This window comes from Vibrio sp. 10N.222.54.E6, from assembly GCF_041473955.1.
Classification (GTDB): domain Bacteria; phylum Pseudomonadota; class Gammaproteobacteria; order Enterobacterales; family Vibrionaceae; genus Vibrio; species Vibrio tasmaniensis_A.
The window spans coordinates 49953-67311 of the sequence record NZ_JBFRTD010000017.1; the positions used below are offsets into that span (position 1 = coordinate 49953).

Here is a 17359-nt window from a genome sequence, read left to right on the forward strand (position 1 = left end):
CCAGCGCCCCTCGTAAGGGTAGTACACTCTTATTAATAACAATATATATGAGCATATGAGCGTCATATGGTTATATATATTGTCACTACCTTTTATATGTTGTCTTTACTCTATGTATTCAAGACTACGCTAAAAAATTTCTGCAAACCTTAAACTAAATCAATAAATGCCAAAAAAAGTTGAAAAAATTTGAGTGGCAGGGGTTGCCACCCAAACTTTTTTTTAATCCCGATACTACTTTTGTGTAGTAATGAGCATTATAGCCAAGCTTTTAGGCCATACTGACTTTCTAGCATACCAACTGCAAGCATTGCTACTAAACAGATAACTAAAACGCCAACTGGGATTACAATCTTGTCTACAAATGATAGACGCTTCGCGCGCTCTTTATCACCAATTAGACCGTTGTTATCAAGAAGCATAGTCAGAGCCCATGCTAATACAGGGTTAACAACCGCTGAACCGAAGATACAGATACCAGCTGCTTGAGAATCCTTTGAATCCTTAACCATTTGCATACCCGCTTCAAGTAGAGGTAGAGATACACCTACAAGTAGCGCAACACGCATCACTGGTGGCCATACTGCAACGTCCATTGGGAAACCAAGAATCGCAACAATAATACATAGAGAACCAAGCAAGATTGCGCCGCCAGGAATTGGACGTTTCGCGATTGCTGCTGGGATCATGTAAGTACCCCAAGAAGACGTGATGTTACCACCACCAACCGCTGTACCTACCATTTGACGAACTGAACACATAGTCATAGTGTCATCAACGTCCATCAGAACTTTTTCAGACTTTTTAGGGTAGTTTAGTTCTTGGAAGATACGGTGACCTAGGAAATCAGGTGACCACATCGCTACCGCTAGGATTGCAAATGGTAGAGAAGCGATGAAGTGTTCAACGTTTGGCAAGCCAAGCATCCAACCTTCAGAAGTCGAACCCCACCAGTAAACTGGGTTTAGGTTTGGGATACCCATTTCAGTTTCGAATACGATATCGAAACCAGCGCCCAATGCTAATGCAATAGCAAGGCCTGTGAATGCACAAACTGGGATAGCTAACCAACGCTTGTTCACTTTTGCTAAGAAAGCATAGATAGCAATAGTAATAGCAAGAACGATTAAACCAACGTAACCCATGCTACCCGCTTCAACAGTAGAAGATTGAAGACCAACCGCCCATGCTTGAATTGAGTTAATTTGGCTCATGGTGCCTGTTAGGCCTAAGAAAATGAGCAAGCCACCAGCGGTACCTTCCGAAGTCAGGTTAACCAGCTTGGAGCCGCCTTTTAGGAAACTTAGGATTAGACCGAAGACACCGATAAGGATAGCCAATGCAAGAGGGTGAGCACCAGCGAGAGCGATGGTACCAATAAGAGGAATCATTGGGCCGTGGTTACCGGCAAGGTTTGCTTTCGGGTTGAAGAAACCAGAAGCAAGGATACAGAACAGCAGTGCAGGAATCAGCATTTCTACACGAGCAACTTCAATCGCGAAGTCTTTACCTAGGTTTACGTGATCCCAAGCTTGAGTTAGGCCATCAGCCCAAGACATCATTACTGCAGAGTACATCGCGATGATACCGATGGTACCAGCAAGTGCAGGAACAAGATCTTCAAGTTCAAAACGGAAATCACGGCCTGGAAGGTTTAGGCCAAAACGACGAGGCTTCATGATTTGAAGTTCGTGATCTAAGTAATCTGAGCGGCTCTCAAATTCAGAAGCAGGGCGGTGTAGCTCTTTATAGCTTTTCTCTTCTACTTCAGAGTTCGCATTATTCACAACGTCTGACATAGATTCCTCATATTTTTATGTTAGTAATTCTAAAATTGAATTATAAAATTTCGCGTAATTGCGTAATTGCGTAATTGCGTTATTTCTTAGTTATAACTTATTAATATTATGTTGCACGGTTTTGATGTGCTTTATGCAGCTAAGTTAAAAGAAATGTTTGGCATTTTTAACGCCTTATTCTTTGCTGCTGAGTCTAACAAGCTTACCCTTTAGGGTGATTGATCTTGATCACTTTATGAGTTTATGTGAAAGAAAGCTACAAAACGAAGCGATTCATTAACGTACCGTTGATGAATTGTGTAATTAGTTTTCACAAATTGACGTTAGCTATCTTCTTCATGCCTTGCTCTACATAGCATCAGCCGGATACCTCTGACTTACTGAGTGGTTTTACTATTAGCAACTGGTCTCTTAGTTGCCTATGGAGTTTTAACCACTCAACGGCCTTTAAATGACGTTCTCGTATAGTGAGTTTGGTGTACTACTGCGGGTGTTAGATTTTGTCGGAAGCGCAGTTTTTAAGTTCACAAAACGTGTTTTTCTTGTGAGGCATCAAGCTACGAGAATCTCATTTTGATTAACTTTATTTAAACAATGTCAGAGTCGCAATTACAGCTTGTTGATACATTTCATTCAGTAAATTGAGACTAAAACGCTATTCATTGCATAATAAGTCAGAGTTAATCGCTATTTATTCTCAATTATTAGGTTAATAATTTGTTGCATGTTGTTTCGTGTGGTGCTAGTTTGTATCGCATGAAAAGGTCGGAGTACCTTGCATTTTCACAAACTTGGGAGAGAAAGCGCATGAAAGATGTACCAGCGCTGGACATAAAGGATTTACACAAAACGTTTGGTCAAAATGAAGTTTTAAAGGGAATTTCACTTTCTGCGCATAAAGGCGATGTAGTATCGATTATCGGATCTTCAGGGTCGGGTAAAAGTACTTTCCTTAGATGTATCAACCTTTTAGAGACACCTACTGCTGGCGAGATTTGGGTTAATGGTGAATTAATTCAAATGAAAAACAACCGCCAAGGTGTTTCTGTTCCTGCCAATGAAAAACAAGTACAGCGAATCCGTTCTCGTCTGGCGATGGTTTTTCAGGGTTTCAACCTGTGGTCTCATCTGACCGTTCTCGAAAATGTTATCGAAGCGCCTGTTCACGTCTTAGGTGTACCTAAAGCACAAGCGATTGAAAATGCTGAGCTGCTACTGAAGAAAGTAGGGCTATATGAACGCAAAGATTACTACCCGGGTCATTTATCTGGCGGACAGCAACAGCGTGCGGCGATTGCAAGAGCGTTAGCGGTTGATCCTGAAGTAATGCTATTTGATGAACCAACATCGGCACTTGATCCTGAGTTAGTAGGGGAAGTACTTGGTGTAATGCGCGATCTAGCAGAAGAAGGAAGAACCATGCTTGTGGTAACACATGAAATGGCTTTTGCTCGTGACGTATCAAATCATGTGATGTTCTTACATCAAGGCTTGGTGGAAGAACAGGGCGATCCAGCTAAACTGTTTACTGAGCCTGAATCTGAGCGATTACAACAATTTATCTCATCGATTTACTAATCAGAATTGAAATGCTGTTGCTAAGGTAAATGGCGACAGTGTTAACAATGAAACACAACAAGTAAGTTAATAAGTAACAACAAACACAATATTAAAATTAGCAAAACATAAAAACCTAAATCACAGGAGTAGGGATATGAAAAAGTGGTTATTAGTCGCGGCACTTGCTGCAACTGCTGCAACGGGCGTAGCTCAAGCAAAAGAATGGAAAACAGTACGTTTCGGTATTGAAGGTGCTTACCCTCCATTTAGCTGGACAGAAGCTGACGGTTCGCTGAAAGGCTTCGATGTCGATATGGCTAACGCGCTTTGTACTGAAATGCAGGTGAAGTGTAAGATCGTTGCACAAGATTGGGATGGTATTATTCCTTCTCTGCTTGCTCGTAAATATGATGCGATCATTGCGGCAATGTCTATCACGGAAGAGCGCAAGAAAAAGATCGATTTCACAGGTAAATACGCACTTATCCCAAACAAGTTCATCGCTAAAAAAGGTGCAGGCCTTAACTTTGATGATCTAAGTGGTCAAAAAATTGCCGTTCAACGTGCAACAACTCACGACAAGTACCTAACAGATAACTACGGCGACACAGTAGAAATCGTTCGTTACGGTTCATTTGACGAAGCTTACCTTGATCTAGCTAACGGTCGTGTTGCTGCTGTACTGGGTGATGCATCTGCTCTAGAAGAAGGTGTACTAAACAAAGCGGGTGGTGAAGACTACGAGTTTGTTGGTCCATCACTAACTGATCCTAAGTGGTTCGGTGAAGGTTTTGGTATTGCTCTACGTAAGCAAGACAAAGATCTGACTAAGCAATTAGATGCTGCAATCCTTTCGCTACGTGAAAAAGGCATCTACCAAGATATCGCTGCTAAATACTTCAACTACGACGTATACGGTAAGTAATCTCTAGCGTCACTTCTTAAGGGAGAGGCTCACCTCTCCCTGTCTTACCAACTTTTTCGCAGTTCTGTTGGAATTCATTATGTTTGATTTACAAGGATATGAAGCGTCGATCCTGAAAGGGGCGGTGCTTACAATCGAAGTTGCCTTACTGTCGCTAATTTTAGCTATGGTTCTTGGTATGCTAGGTGCCTTAGCAAAACTAGCGCCTTACCGCTGGGCTCGTGCTATTGCAACCCTCTACACAACCGTTATTCGAGGTATCCCCGATCTCGTATTGATGATGCTGATTTTCTTTGGTGGACAAATCCTTTTAAACAACAGTTTGTATTCCATCAATGAGTGGCTCAATGAGTGGTTCACATCAAGTGACCCTAACCACGAATGGACCGCTTACCTACCTGATTATATTGATGTTAGCCCATTTATTGCTGGTGTCTTAACCATTGGCTTCATCTTTGGCGCGTACATGGCAGAAACCTTCCGTGGTGCAATAATGGCTGTCGACAGCGGTGAGATGGAAGCGGCAAAGGCTTATGGCATGGGCCCTGTTTTAGCGTTCCGTCGTATTCTATTACCGCAAATGATTCGTCACGCACTGCCAGGGTTTGGTAATAACTGGTTGGTTTTACTAAAAACTACCGCGCTGGTTTCTATTATTGGCCTTGAAGACATGGTACGTGTTAGCGCTCTGGCGGCGGGTTCAACCAAAATGCCATTTACCTTCTATATGACGGTAGCAATCATCTTCTTATTCTTCACCAGTGTTTCGACGGGCTTACTTAAGTTGGTTGAACGTAAATTCAGTATCCACGCGAGGTAGTTATGGACTTTTCATTGATAATTGAAAGCCTGCCGATTTACCTTGGTGGTTTGTGGACAACGGCTTGGATGGTTTGTGTCGCTTTGATTGTTGGCTTATTCGTAGCCATACCATTAGCTATCGCTCGTAACAGTCCAAATATGATGATTAATGCACCAGCTTGGTCGTTCATTTATTTCTTCCGTGGTACGCCGTTATTGGTGCAGTTGTACCTGATTTACTACGGTATGGACCAATTCTTCCCAGTAAAAGATACACTATGGGAAAACGCGTGGTTCTGTGCTTTAGTTGCGTTTATTCTAAACACATCAGCATATACTGCAGAGATCATTCGTGGTGCTATTAATGGCTTACCGAAAGGTGAAGTTGAAGCAGCAAAAGCGTACGGCATGAGCACACCAAAGACTTACCGCCGCATCATTTTGCCAAGTGCTCTGCGTCGTGCATTACCGGCTTACAGTAACGAAGTTATCTTTATGCTTCATGGCTCTGCAGTAGCAGGTATCGTAACCATTATGGACCTAACTGGCGCAGCACGTTTGGTCAACTCACGCTACTACGCTCCATTCGAGTCTTTTCTAACTGCAGGTCTATTCTACATGGCGCTAACGTTTATCATCATTGCGATTTTCAAATTTGCAGAGAAGCGTTTCCTTGCTTACTTAAGGCCGTTAAGTTAACTCTACGATACAGATTTTCTTAGATAAACGGCGCTCTTGTAGCGCCGTTTTTAATTTCAATTCAATTGTTCGGGTTCTAATAAGTTTAAGTGGTATTTGTTAAATTCACTCCATAAATTACGAACCCATTAGTCGAATCAATTGACTTAAGTAAACCCATAGATACACTTGCTCCAATTTTTTTGAGTGTCGTATAACAATGAAAAAAAACATCTTATCTTTGTGTCTAATTCTGCCGCCGTCTCTACTACTTTCTGCATGTGGTGGTTCTAGTGATTCCGCTCAACCTCCGAGTAAAACGGCGGTACAAAAAGCGCTTGAATCCGGAGATGCATCCCTTGTATCTAATGCCAATGAGTTTATTGACGCCAGCCAAACGCTCGTTGCCCAATACAAATCTGATTACAGTCAAATTAAACAGTCTCTGTCTAAAAATTCAGACGGCACGCCGCTGCGCAATCTTCATTGGGATCCAACACACGATGCCGCGATAATCTTACCAACTTACGGCTTCAACGATGTCATCCTGCAAACCAATAAAGCGATGCAGAGTGGATATACTGACCAAGAGCTTGCGATTGGTATTGCAGGTTATACATCGAGCGGTAGTCGTTACGCTGCGTTAGCAAGTAACCCATTTCGAACTAAGCAACGTTCAACGGATTCAGTCAACGCAGAAATGGAAGTGTGGTTGAAAAACTTGGTGGGTTGGGCATCAGGCACAAGTTCACCTAAGAATGTTGTCTTGGCTCAGATGGATCAGTCTTATTATTTTCCTGATGACAAAGCAACGCGAAACTGGCTAACGAGCAACATCAATCCTTCGATGGTTATCAATGATGATAACGCCTGTGACGGCAGCAAATTAAGCCAATGTATTGAAACGAACAACCCTGATTTATTGATTTTGTCTCAAAAGTTAAATGATGGTGACGAAATTAACGATGTAATGACGGGGTTACGTTTGGCGTTCAACAGAAAGATTCCCGTGCTGTACTTGCATCTTGATGGCGGTATGACGGACTTAGGCAACGCACTATTTGCAGAAATGCATATGACGTATGTTGGTGATAACTATTGGCGCAGGCTAGGGCTGTCAAATTGGGATTCAACGCAACTGATTGATCGCATGCCAGATAATATCGTCAAACAGCAAGCACTTTTACAGCGCCTGAAACTCGATAGTTTCACTGTTGACTTAAATTTATGTGATGACAAATCTTGCCCAGATGAGTCCAACATGGATGAAGAGTTCTATAAGGCAGCGAACAGTATTCGTTCACACCTAACGACGCTTGATAGCAAAAAAATTGATCTCTTTGCATCCAAGAACTACGAATATGAAAAGCTGTTACTGCTACTTGCTGATCGCTACCGACAAGACGTTAAGTACCCAATGGGTAAAGACGTAACAGATAGAATCGACTTTCTTCGATCGTATTACAGTGATTACGCGACATACAACACTCGACAACATAATGCAGCACAGCCGAGTTTAGGGAACTTCAGCACCAAGAACTTTAAGAATGTCCCTCTCATCAGCAAGAATATTACTTTAGAGTCAAAGAGAAATTTCCGTGCGGCGGGTGTATACGCCTTACCGGGTAAGACGATCAAAGTGACGCGATTAGATAATAACAAAGTGGCAACGTCGATTGCCCTTAACACACTACGTAGTGGTGCGACTCATGAGTTTTCGGGTAAAGACGGCTATGCAAGGCCGAAGTTTTTGACTTCGGTAACTTACCCCGTAAAACATGGAGAAACGATATACCTGACCTCTGCCTATGGCGGGACATTACAAGTTCATTTTGATACCAACGATATCGATGTAGAGCTCCGTTTTGAAAATGTTGCCCAACACCCTGTTTGGCGAAGTAAAGCGGACAACGATAGCTTTGTCGCGCAGCTTGAAGAAGGAAAGTTTGATTGGGCTGAGTTGGTGACTCCCGGATTTGAAGTTCACTCTAAGCTAGACAAGATGAAAGAGTCTATTGGAGCTTCTGATTGGGCACAGCCGCATGATATGGCTCTCGCCACTGAGCGTTACGTACACAACCTTCCTCATGCACTTGCAGGTTTCAAAGGGCCAGGAATTGATGAAATTGCTGAAATTCATCAATACGGAGAGGCAAAGGGTTGGGAAATTGCGAACATTGATATTGTGAAGCACATGAATGCCGATCAAGCGACTTGTGGTTACGGTTGTTCAGGAAACCCTTACGATGCTTATTGGTCTTTTCATCCTCTAGGGCATGGTGATTTGCACGAGCTTGGTCATGGACTGGAAAGAGGACGTTTTAGATTCGCTGGATGGGAAGGCCACTCAACAACCAACTATTATTCGTATTTTAGTAAATCAAAGTATTACAAAGACACGACAAAGGTATCGTCTTGCCAAAGCCTAGACTTTAAAGGGCAGTATCAACTTTTACAGCAGAGCCGAACTCAACCAGATCCAAACGCTTTTATGGCGGCTCAAAATCAAACGGGTTGGAGTTGGGGGGCTCGTATGTTCATTCAAATGATGATGTTGACTGAGCAGCAAGGTGTATTGAATTCAGGTTGGCATTTACTAGGGCGCTTACACTTGATTGAACGCGAGTTTAATCGCTTGAAAGCCAGTGATACTCTTTGGAACAACGGTAAAGGCTCGATTGGTTTTTCAGATTACACCAAACAGGAAGCCGAAGGCATCACCAACAATGACTGGTTACTTATCGCATTAAGCTACGTTGCAGAAAGGGATATGACACAATACTTAGATATGTGGGGATTCAGTTTCAGTGATAAAGCGAAGCAACAAGTCACTGCTCTTAGTCTAAGTAACATGCCTTTGACATATTTTGCATCATCTAATCAAGGCTATTGCTTAGATGAATTTGCTAAGACGCCGTTAGATGTTGACGGCACGACCGCTTGGCCGCTTAATTAGGTATATGGCAGATCGAGTCACGAAGAAAAAAGAGAGGAGATATTAACTCCTCTCTTTTTTATATGGCTAAGTTTTGTTACCTAAAAGTAACTACTTAAACGTCGACCAAATCGGAGCGTGATCTGACGGTTTTTCAATGCCGCGTAGCTCGTAGTCGATGCCCGCTTCAGTACACTTATCAGCAAGCTTTTGAGTTGCTAGGACTACATCAATACGCAGGCCACGGTTGTCCACGAAACCTTTTGAGCGGTAATCAAACCACGAATATTGATCGTTCACTTCAGGGTGTAGCAAACGGAAGCTGTCCACAAAGCCCCAATCCATCAATGTTTTCAACCATTCGCGTTCTTCTGGTTGGAAAGAACATTTACCGGTTTTCAACCAACGTTTCGCATTAGGTTCACCAATACCGATATCAATATCGGTAGGGCTGATATTAATGTCGCCCATTACGATCACTTGTTCATCTTTGTTGTGGTAATCGTTCAGGTACGTCATTAAGTCTTTGTAGAACTCTCGCTTGTACGGGTATTTGGTTTCATGCTTGATGTTGTCGCCTTGAGGGAAGTAACCATTTAGCACAGTGATCTTCTCACCATTGTCGTCTTCAAACGTCGCCATGATCATGCGTTTTTGATGGTCTTCATTGTCTGTAGGAAAGCCTTTTTGTACCGAAATCGGCTCTTGCTTACACAGCATAGCCACACCGTAGTGAGCCTTTTGGCCGTGGAAGTAAACCTTGTAACCCATAGCTTCAACATCGGCTAGTGGGAAGGCTTCATCGTGCACTTTGATCTCTTGTAGACCAATCACATCAGGTTGGTGCTTATCGATAATAGCCTGAAGCTGATGAAGACGGGCTCTAAGGCCATTGATGTTGAAGCTAATTACTTTCATTTGTTTTTATACCTCTCGTAAACCCTTGTGATTGCTTGCTTTTCAAGGGCTTGCTGATTTGGTGGGTTTCATGATTAATCGTATTTAAGCATGCTTAATAATTTCTGTCGCCATTTTGTCGCCCCTAAATGGCGACAAAATGGTGTGAATACTCACTTTTACGCAGAATCTACTGAGTCTTTAGCAAGTCTAAAAAGAACGCGTATTCAAGTGCGTCTTCTTTTAATCGCTTAAATCGACCAGAAGCGCCACCGTGACCGGCTTCCATATCGGTTTTGAACAGCAGCACGTTGTTGTTTGTTTTCATCTCACGCAGCTTCGCCACCCACTTCATGGGTTCAAAGTATTGTACTTGTGAGTCATGCAAGCCTGTTGTTACCAACATGTTCGGGTAGCTTTGAGCCTTCACATTGTCATATGGTGAGTAACCTAGCATGTAATCGTAATAGGTTTTATCGTTCGGGTTGCCCCATTCGTCATACTCGTTGGTGGTAAGAGGAATCGATTCGTCAAGCATGGTTGTGACAACGTCCACAAACGGAACATGTGCTCCGATGCCACAGTACAGTTCTGGTGCTTGGTTGATGATTGCGCCCATCAATAGACCGCCAGCAGAACCACCAACGGCGAACACTTTATCTTGTGCGCCGTAGCCTTCTTCAACTAGCCCTTTGGTTACATCGATAAAGTCGTTGAACGTGTTTTGCTTGGTTAGCTTTTTGCCGTCCTCATACCAAGGGCGCCCGAGCATCTCTGAACCGCGGATGTGAGCGATCGCAAAAACAAAACCTCTATCCAGTAGGCTTAGGCGAGTTGAGCTGAAGGTAGGTTCGATCGTAGATCCGTAAGAGCCATAGCCGTATTGGTAGATTGGGTTAGTGCCGTCTTTCTTGAATAAATCTTTGCGATAAACCAGAGAGACAGGTACTTGCTTACCATCGCGAGCCGTTACCATAATTCGCTCTGATTGGTAGTTATCCGCTTCGAAATCACCCAATACAGGTGTTTGTTTCATGACTTCGGATTCTCCTGAACTTAGGTCGAAATCATAGTAAGTACCTGGTGTGGTTAAGCTGCTGTAATAGACGCGAACTTTTGAGTTATCTAATTCATAGTTACTTGTTAGGTAAGCAGCAAAAGCAGTGTCGTTAAATTCAAGTGGGAACTCTTTCCCTGTTGAGAGTTGACGAACTTTCACTGTAGACAAGCCATTCGCACGTTGCTCGTAAACCAGATGGTCATCAAACAGCTCGAAGTCAACAAGCTGAGTATTCTCGTCAGCAGGAATGACATCGACCCATTTAGAGCGGTCATGCATCTCTTCAGCAGTGACTTTCATTAAACGGAAGTTGACCGCTTGGTAGTTGGTGTAGATGTAGTAACAATCACCTAGCTTAGCGATGCTGTACTCGATACCCGTTTCTCGTGGGTAGAAAGCTTCAGCTTTAGCGTTTGGGTTGTTGGCATCTATGACTGAAACACCGCTGGTTTCTGTACTCGAGTGCCAAATGTAGACCTGTTCACCATCTTTGCTTTTACTTAAAGAGGTGTAATAAGCGCTATCGGCTTCTTCGTAGATTAGCTCATCGCTTGTTTGAGGTGTGCCTAACACATGGCGGTAAACTTGATAACCAAGTAATGTTTGTGGATCTTTTTTGATGTAGTAAAAGGCTTGGTTGTCGTTTTGCCATGCAATAGCGCTCGAAGCTCCTTCAATTTCATCTGTTAGGTATTCACCTGTCGTGAGGTCTTTAATCTTGATGGTGTAAATACGGCGGCTCAGCGTGTCTTCGCCATAGGCCAACAAGTTTTCGCTTGGGCTGATCGTTAAGCCACCAATACTGAAAAATTCATGGTCTTTTGCTAGTTCGTTAACATCTAAGATGACTTGCTTGTCTGTACCTAAAAAGTCATTTTCACGCAAGTGAACTGGGTATTCGTTGTCACCTGTGACTTCATTCGAGTAGTAGTAGCTGCCTTTGCGAACTGGAACCGAATGGTCGTCTTTTGCGATTCGGCCTTTGATCTCTTCAAATAACTGTTCTTGTGATGCTTCAGTGTGTTTCAGCACGGCCTCTGCGTACTGGTTTTCTTGCTCAAGATGCTGCAAGATCTCTGGGTCTTGGCGCTCATCATCACGCATCCAGTAATAACCATCGATTCGGGTATCACTATGAATCGTCATTGCATGAGGGACTTTCTTAGCTACGGGAGCTTGGGTTTGATGTGCGATGAGTTGCGATGGAGAGTTGTGGTCCATGGTTGTTATTCCTTGATTGCTGCATCCGGCGACAAGTGCGGCCGATACGGCTAATGTGGTTAAAGCGAAACGCATCTGTATATCCTATTGTGTACCTTACTCGTTTTAATGCCAGCATCCTTTAGTGGTTAGTTTTCTTCCAGTGATGTTATTTATAATGGGATTCTGGATTGGTACTTTCAGCGTAAGTGTCTGTTATTGTTTTCAATAAATCAAAGTAATGTTTAATGGAATCGATGGTAGATGTGAGCTGGGGGAAACGTGCAATGAAAAAGGGACACACTTTTCAGTCTGTCCCTCTTCGTTGTTTGAGCTGAGGTAGAGTTTACTTTAGATAGCCAATGGCATTTCGTTTGAATGGTCAGGTTTACGATTAACCCAACGTAAACCAAGCATGGCGATGAATGACATTGCAATCATCAAGCAACCGAGCGGAAGTTGGTCTTGAGCTGGGAAGAACGAGGCCAGTAGTGTTGCGATGCCAGCACCTAGATTTTGCATACCACCCAAAATTGCACCTCCAGTACCTGCGTGGTACGGGAATGGCGAAAGCGCCCCTGTTGTTGCCGCCGGGAATAAGATACCAGCGCCCAAAAAGTAAATCGTAGCACCACCGATCAAAGTTAATGCTGTTGTTTGACTAAATAGACCTGGTATCAACACCACGGTAGACCCTACCAAGATAGCAACTAGTCCAACATTCAGAGCGCGGCGCTCACTGCTACGTTGTGCGATGTAACTGGATAGGCCAGCACCGACTAAGTAACCTGGAATGGGTAATACAAACAACAAGCTTACTGTGGTTGCTGGCAAGCCAAGTACTCCGCCAAGTAATACACCTGCCGCAGCTTCAAATACCGCTACACCTGCAAATGTTGCGACCAATACCAATAAGAAACCTTGGAAACGTTTGTCAGATAGAACGAACTTGTAGCTGTTGGCAACCGATTCATGTTTGCGTCGTTCTTTTGGCAGAGTTTCCATCATGCTCGTCATCATGGTGATCACCACTGCGATACCAAACAGCGCCAGGAACAAGTAGCTAGAACGCCAACCGAAAGCTTCTGTTAAGTACCCACCTAATACAGGAGCCATCAATGGTGAGAAAATCACACACATGCTAATTAAGCTGTTTGCGCGGTGCAGTTCTGCGCCTTCAAAACAGTCGCGAGTCAATGTACGAGACATCGCACCACCACAACCGATGCCCAAACCTTGTATAAAGCTACCTGCTAAGAACCATTCATATTCGTGAGCAAACAATGCCACCAAAGTACCGATGATGTAGATGATCAAACCGACAACGATGATTGGTTTGCGACCTAGGCGATCAGAAAGTGGACCGTATGCAAATTGCGACAGACCATAAGGGATCAGGTAGCACGCCATCACAGCTTGAAGCGAAGATGCTGAAACCAAGAACTCACCCGCCATATGACCGATAGAAGGCACGTACATCGTTTGAGTCATTTGACCCACGGCAGTCAGAATAGCGATTAAAAAGGTAAGTTTCGCTAATGGAAACGTGGCGGACATTTGCGTATCTCTCCAAAAATTAGGACGTAAAAAGCCTTGGCGTTCCATTAAGGAGAGCCAAATAAGTAAAGTAACCTGGGAATCTAGGCGCGAGATATTAGAGATTGAGCGTCTACTTAGCAACCAAAAAGTGTGAAGTTGATCAAGATAAAAATCTATAGCTTGGATTATAAAAACTAATCCGATTTTATTGGGGTTATAAAATAATAAGGAGTCATTGGCTTCCTTAAAATGTTGCATTACTCTGAATCAATTTGCGTTATTCATGACCGGAAGCGTAGGCACAAAGAAGCCTAAGTCTGACAAGCTGAAAGCTCTTGAAATCAAAGCAATAACAGACAAAGTACACGATTTATTAACATTTCTATAAACTTTCGTTTTATATGCACGTAATTTGTGCTGTAATTATCCGCTAAGCTATTCGTCTAACTCATTCACATTGTGCATAGCAGTTTGTTACTAATGTGATGGTTACGGTTATGGAAGTCTTTTGGCTTAAATAAGGATATTAAATGCGCTCTCTATCAGTACAGTGGAAAATAACCCTCTTAGCAGGTTGTTGTTTAATCATTACGTCACTGTCTCTCATTGGTTTCTCGATCTACAACGCGACGAGCAATCAACAGGTCATAAAATCTCAAAGCTCAGAATCGGTGATTAACAAAACTCAACAGTTGTTGGCATCCGTTTCTCAGCTTAATGCTCAGGAAACTCAACGTTATGTCGATGAAGCTATTTATCGAGCAGAAATGTTGGCTTCTAGTGCTCAGTTTCTAAAGAACAACGCAGACGAAAACTTTACCCCAAGTGAAGAGCTTCGTACTGCGTTAGATGAAATGGTTCGTCGTTCTGTTTTGAACTTTGATTCTATTCAAGGAGCTTACCTAGTCTTCAAGCCCGATTTACTTGATGCTGAAGATGCGAATTATGTCGATGCGGATTATGTCGGCTCGAATGAAAGAGGGCGTTTTGCTCCTTATTGGAAGGTCGCAGATAATGGCGAGAACGTTCTTCCAAACGTGTTATCAGAATCAACATTGAGTGATAACAGCAATAGCGAACGCTTTTTCTGTCCTTTGTCATCTGGCCAAACGTGTATTAGTACGCCAAGAGTTGTGAGTAGCGTTGGTCAAGAACTGCTTACGTCTTCGATTTCGGTGCCTATCATCGTTGATGATGTGGCGATTGGTTTCTTGGGCATCGACTTAAGGCTCGATGGTTTGACCAATGTTGTCACTCAATCGGATCAAAGCTTGTTTGAAGGTGCAGGGGCGGTTTACGTCGTGAGTTTAGATGGTTCCGTTATCGCTTCTGATGATCAAAGTATTGCGGTTGGTTCGAGTTTTCAAAGCAACAATACAAGTAGCGATCTAATGACGGACTTTATCTTTGGTGGTGAAGTCACGACTCAATGGAGTGAGAATGGTGAGTGGTTACTCGCATTTGCACCTGTTGTTGCCGCCAACCAAACTTGGGGTGTGCTGTTTGAGATTCCAAGAGAGAGTGTGGTTGCTGACGCGAATCAATTGGATGCCATTATTAGTACTAAGCTAAGTGAAGGTATTAAGACTGAAGTGATTGCGGGTATTAGCTTTATTCTTTTCGGTCTAGCGATCATCGCTTTTGCTTCACTGTCCATTGTTAAGCCTATTCGACAGGTAGTTGAAAGACTGAACGATATTGCTTCTGGTGAAGGTGATTTAACGCAACGCTTGGAAGTGAAATCTCAAGACGAAATTGGTCAGTTGTCACAAGGGTTTAACCTGTTCTTAGACAAGCTTCAACACACTATTAAAGAGGTGATTCAGACCACTGAGCAAGTGGCGAGCACGACAAGCCAGGCGAAGGCCTCTGCATCAAGTACTCGTGAAAGTAGTGAGTCTCAGTTTAAAGAAGTGGATCTTGTGGCGACCGCGGCAGAAGAGATGACTCAGACTTCGGGCTTAGTGGTACAAAATGCTGAAATAGCCGTTGATGCCGCTTGTGAAGCGAATCGTTCTGCTCAGCAAGGCCAACAGGTTATCGAACTTTCTGCCGGTGAAATGAGAAAGCTGGTGGATCGTATGTCGAGCGCCGTGCCTATTGTTGAAGAGTTGGCTAAAAATAACGGTAACATCACTGAGATCTTAAGTGTGATTGAAGGGATCTCTGAGCAAACCAACTTACTGGCATTGAATGCGGCGATTGAAGCGGCTCGTGCAGGTGAGCAAGGTCGAGGTTTTGCCGTCGTTGCTGATGAGGTAAGAAACCTCGCAAGTCGCACACAGTCATCGGTTGGTGAAATCAGAACCGTGATCGACAAGGTCCACGCGGGCACTCAAGATGTCGTTGAAGCGATACAAGAAGGTAATATTCTCGCTAACGACACGGCATTACATGTTCAAAAAGCGGTCGAAGATCTGGGTTCGATCTTTACTTCTATAGAAGCGATCAGTGATATGAACAACCAGATCGTGAGAGCGGCAGAAGAGCAACAATCGGTTTCCGGTGAAGTGAACCAAAGTGTCGTTAATATCCGTGATTTGAGTGCGAAGATCTTGGATCAAGCCGCAGCTTCTGAACAAGTGGGTAGCGAAATTGATCAACTGTCCCAACAGCAGCAGAAATTGGTTAATCAGTTCAAGGTTTAGCCTAGTTGTTCACTGTATAGCTTTTAAGCTTAGTTAACAATTGAATAGAAAAAGGGACAAATGAAGATTTCATTTGTCCCTTTTATTTTTCTTGGGCTCCAAGGCTCTAGGGCTTGGCGATATCCGCGAAACCGATTAACGATGTTAGTCTTCGATAAACCAGTAACCTTTATTCACCAATTCCGTCACGACGGTTACACCTGAAGGAGAAAGATTAGTTGTTGAGTTAATTACCGAATCATCACACAGTACGTTTAGTAGCGAAGAATCAGCCTGTTCAACTTTAACGACTTCCCCATTGATGTAAGCTGTGTTGCTTTCATTCTCATGGTAGAGCGCTTTTAAGCCCGATACTCGACAAATCTCGCCTTCTGACTCTAAGTGCTGAGCGATCTCTTCTTCTGTCCATAATGGCTCAGGAGCGACGATATCAAGCTGGTGGCGTGATTGGCTTAGCAAACACCCCATGAATTCGCTGATGGTTTCAGGTTGCTCTAGTGCAGATTTCAACATGTCAGTTAGATTGCTTAAATCCGATGAACGAATCTTGCCGTAACCATCTTGCGTTTTGAATTCTGGATCGTGAAGATGAACGTCACCCATATCATGAGCAAGTACAAAATCGGCGAAGTTGCTGATTAGCTCTTGTTCTTTAGGGGAGCGATAGCCAATAGAGTAACTCATTGACGGCTCTAACGTGTTGCCTTCATGCGGGAAACCCGGTGGGATATAAAGGATATCGCCCGGCTCTAAAGTTTCATCAATGATCGGTTCAAAACCTTCGATTTGACGAAGTGCAGAAGCTTGGACTGTCTCTTTGTATTGGCCAACATCTTTCGTGCCAACCTTCCACTGACGTTTACCTTGGCCTTGAATGATGAATACGTCATATTGATCAATATGGGGGCCTACGCCGCCTTCTGGTGCTGAGTAGCAGATCATTAGGTCGTCGAATAACCAGTTTGGTAAAGCTTGGAACGCTTCAGTCAGCTTATTGGCACCTTGATGCCAGTGGTTAGCCGCTTGAACGATCAATTGCCAATGTGTTTCAGTGAGTTCGCCAAATTTCTCTTCTGAGAATGGACCATGTTCTGCTGTCCATTGGTTGTTGAGGTTAGAGACAAAGCGAGAATCCACTTCTTCTTCCATCGATAAACCAGCAAGTTCTTCCGGCGAAATTGGGTCGATGAAGTTTTGGAAGCCACCTTTCAAGATGGTTGGTTTTTTATGCCAGTAGTTTTCAAGAAACTCGGGCATAGAAAAGCTAAGTTGGTACATGTGAATCCTGTATGTTTTTATGCTAGATGCTAGATGCTA

Annotated in this window: 11 protein-coding genes; 6 read left to right on the forward strand and 5 right to left on the reverse strand. The window is 43.4% G+C overall.

All coding sequences use genetic code 11. The features are described from left to right. Window positions 1-257: 257 nt before the first annotated feature. Entirely contained in the window at window positions 258-1799 is a 1542-nt protein-coding gene (locus AB4513_RS10820; protein WP_009846317.1) for a DUF3360 family protein, read from the reverse strand. Between the two features lie 807 nt (window positions 1800-2606). Here AB4513_RS10820 and AB4513_RS10825 point away from each other — a divergent pair. From AB4513_RS10825 to AB4513_RS10845, 5 genes are all read left to right on the forward strand, one after another. Then, window positions 2607-3377 carry an ABC transporter ATP-binding protein gene (locus AB4513_RS10825; protein ID WP_004736532.1) on the forward strand — a complete coding sequence of 257 codons (771 nt, stop codon included), beginning with the start codon at window positions 2607-2609 and terminating at the stop codon, window positions 3375-3377. 136 nt (window positions 3378-3513) lie between these two features. Next, the gene (locus tag AB4513_RS10830) at window positions 3514-4284 is read left to right on the forward strand and encodes an ABC transporter substrate-binding protein (protein ID WP_009846319.1); all 771 of its coding nucleotides are present in this window, start codon (window positions 3514-3516) and stop codon (window positions 4282-4284) included. Window positions 4285-4363: 79 nt separating this feature from the next. Further along, on the forward strand, window positions 4364-5104 hold the full coding sequence (locus AB4513_RS10835) for an ABC transporter permease (RefSeq protein ID WP_012603591.1): 741 nt from the start codon (window positions 4364-4366) through the stop codon (window positions 5102-5104). Between the two features lie 2 nt (window positions 5105-5106). After that, window positions 5107-5784, forward strand: coding sequence for an ABC transporter permease (locus tag AB4513_RS10840; RefSeq protein WP_009846321.1), 678 nt, complete (start codon window positions 5107-5109; stop codon window positions 5782-5784). A 199-nt stretch (window positions 5785-5983) separates the two neighbouring features. Next, window positions 5984-8719, forward strand: coding sequence for an ImpA family metalloprotease (locus tag AB4513_RS10845; RefSeq protein ID WP_009846322.1), 2736 nt, complete (start codon window positions 5984-5986; stop codon window positions 8717-8719). A gap of 90 nt (window positions 8720-8809) precedes the next feature. On the opposite strand, the gene xthA is transcribed toward AB4513_RS10845, so the two are convergent. The 3 genes from xthA to emrD all read right to left on the reverse strand — a co-directional run bounded on the left by xthA (window position 8810) and on the right by emrD (window position 13412). Further along, window positions 8810-9616, reverse strand: a complete 807-nt coding sequence (xthA, locus tag AB4513_RS10850) for an exodeoxyribonuclease III (RefSeq protein WP_009846323.1) — start codon at window positions 9614-9616, stop codon at window positions 8810-8812. 169 nt (window positions 9617-9785) lie between these two features. Further along, window positions 9786-11876, reverse strand: coding sequence for a S9 family peptidase (locus AB4513_RS10855; protein ID WP_009846324.1), 2091 nt, complete (start codon window positions 11874-11876; stop codon window positions 9786-9788). Between the two features lie 330 nt (window positions 11877-12206). Beyond that, entirely contained in the window at window positions 12207-13412 is a 1206-nt protein-coding gene (gene emrD, locus AB4513_RS10860; RefSeq protein WP_009846325.1) for a multidrug efflux MFS transporter EmrD, read from the reverse strand. 512 nt (window positions 13413-13924) lie between these two features. Between emrD and AB4513_RS10865 the strand changes: the two genes are divergently transcribed. After that, a complete protein-coding gene (locus AB4513_RS10865) occupies window positions 13925-16042 on the forward strand; it encodes a methyl-accepting chemotaxis protein (RefSeq protein WP_009846326.1) in 2118 nt (705 codons plus the stop codon). A 144-nt stretch (window positions 16043-16186) separates the two neighbouring features. Here the strand turns inward: AB4513_RS10865 and AB4513_RS10870 are convergent, their stop codons facing one another. After that, window positions 16187-17320 (reverse strand): cupin domain-containing protein, encoded by a 1134-nt coding sequence (locus AB4513_RS10870; protein WP_009846327.1) that lies wholly within the window; start codon window positions 17318-17320, stop codon window positions 16187-16189. Between the last annotated feature and the right edge of the window lie 39 nt (window positions 17321-17359).

What these genes read in the sequence shown, in the direction of transcription:
- AB4513_RS10820 (WP_009846317.1), bottom strand. Translation starts at nt 1,799, where the DNA reads ATGTCAGACGTTGTGAATAATGCGAACTCTGAAGTAGAAGAGAAAAGC.
- AB4513_RS10825 (WP_004736532.1), top strand. Translation starts at nt 2,607, where the DNA reads ATGAAAGATGTACCAGCGCTGGACATAAAGGATTTACACAAAACGTTT.
- AB4513_RS10830 (WP_009846319.1), top strand. Translation starts at nt 3,514, where the DNA reads ATGAAAAAGTGGTTATTAGTCGCGGCACTTGCTGCAACTGCTGCAACG.
- AB4513_RS10835 (WP_012603591.1), top strand. Translation starts at nt 4,364, where the DNA reads ATGTTTGATTTACAAGGATATGAAGCGTCGATCCTGAAAGGGGCGGTG.
- AB4513_RS10840 (WP_009846321.1), top strand. Translation starts at nt 5,107, where the DNA reads ATGGACTTTTCATTGATAATTGAAAGCCTGCCGATTTACCTTGGTGGT.
- AB4513_RS10845 (WP_009846322.1), top strand. Translation starts at nt 5,984, where the DNA reads ATGAAAAAAAACATCTTATCTTTGTGTCTAATTCTGCCGCCGTCTCTA.
- xthA (WP_009846323.1), bottom strand. Translation starts at nt 9,616, where the DNA reads ATGAAAGTAATTAGCTTCAACATCAATGGCCTTAGAGCCCGTCTTCAT.
- AB4513_RS10855 (WP_009846324.1), bottom strand. Translation starts at nt 11,876, where the DNA reads ATGGACCACAACTCTCCATCGCAACTCATCGCACATCAAACCCAAGCT.
- emrD (WP_009846325.1), bottom strand. Translation starts at nt 13,412, where the DNA reads ATGTCCGCCACGTTTCCATTAGCGAAACTTACCTTTTTAATCGCTATT.
- AB4513_RS10865 (WP_009846326.1), top strand. Translation starts at nt 13,925, where the DNA reads ATGCGCTCTCTATCAGTACAGTGGAAAATAACCCTCTTAGCAGGTTGT.
- AB4513_RS10870 (WP_009846327.1), bottom strand. Translation starts at nt 17,320, where the DNA reads ATGTACCAACTTAGCTTTTCTATGCCCGAGTTTCTTGAAAACTACTGG.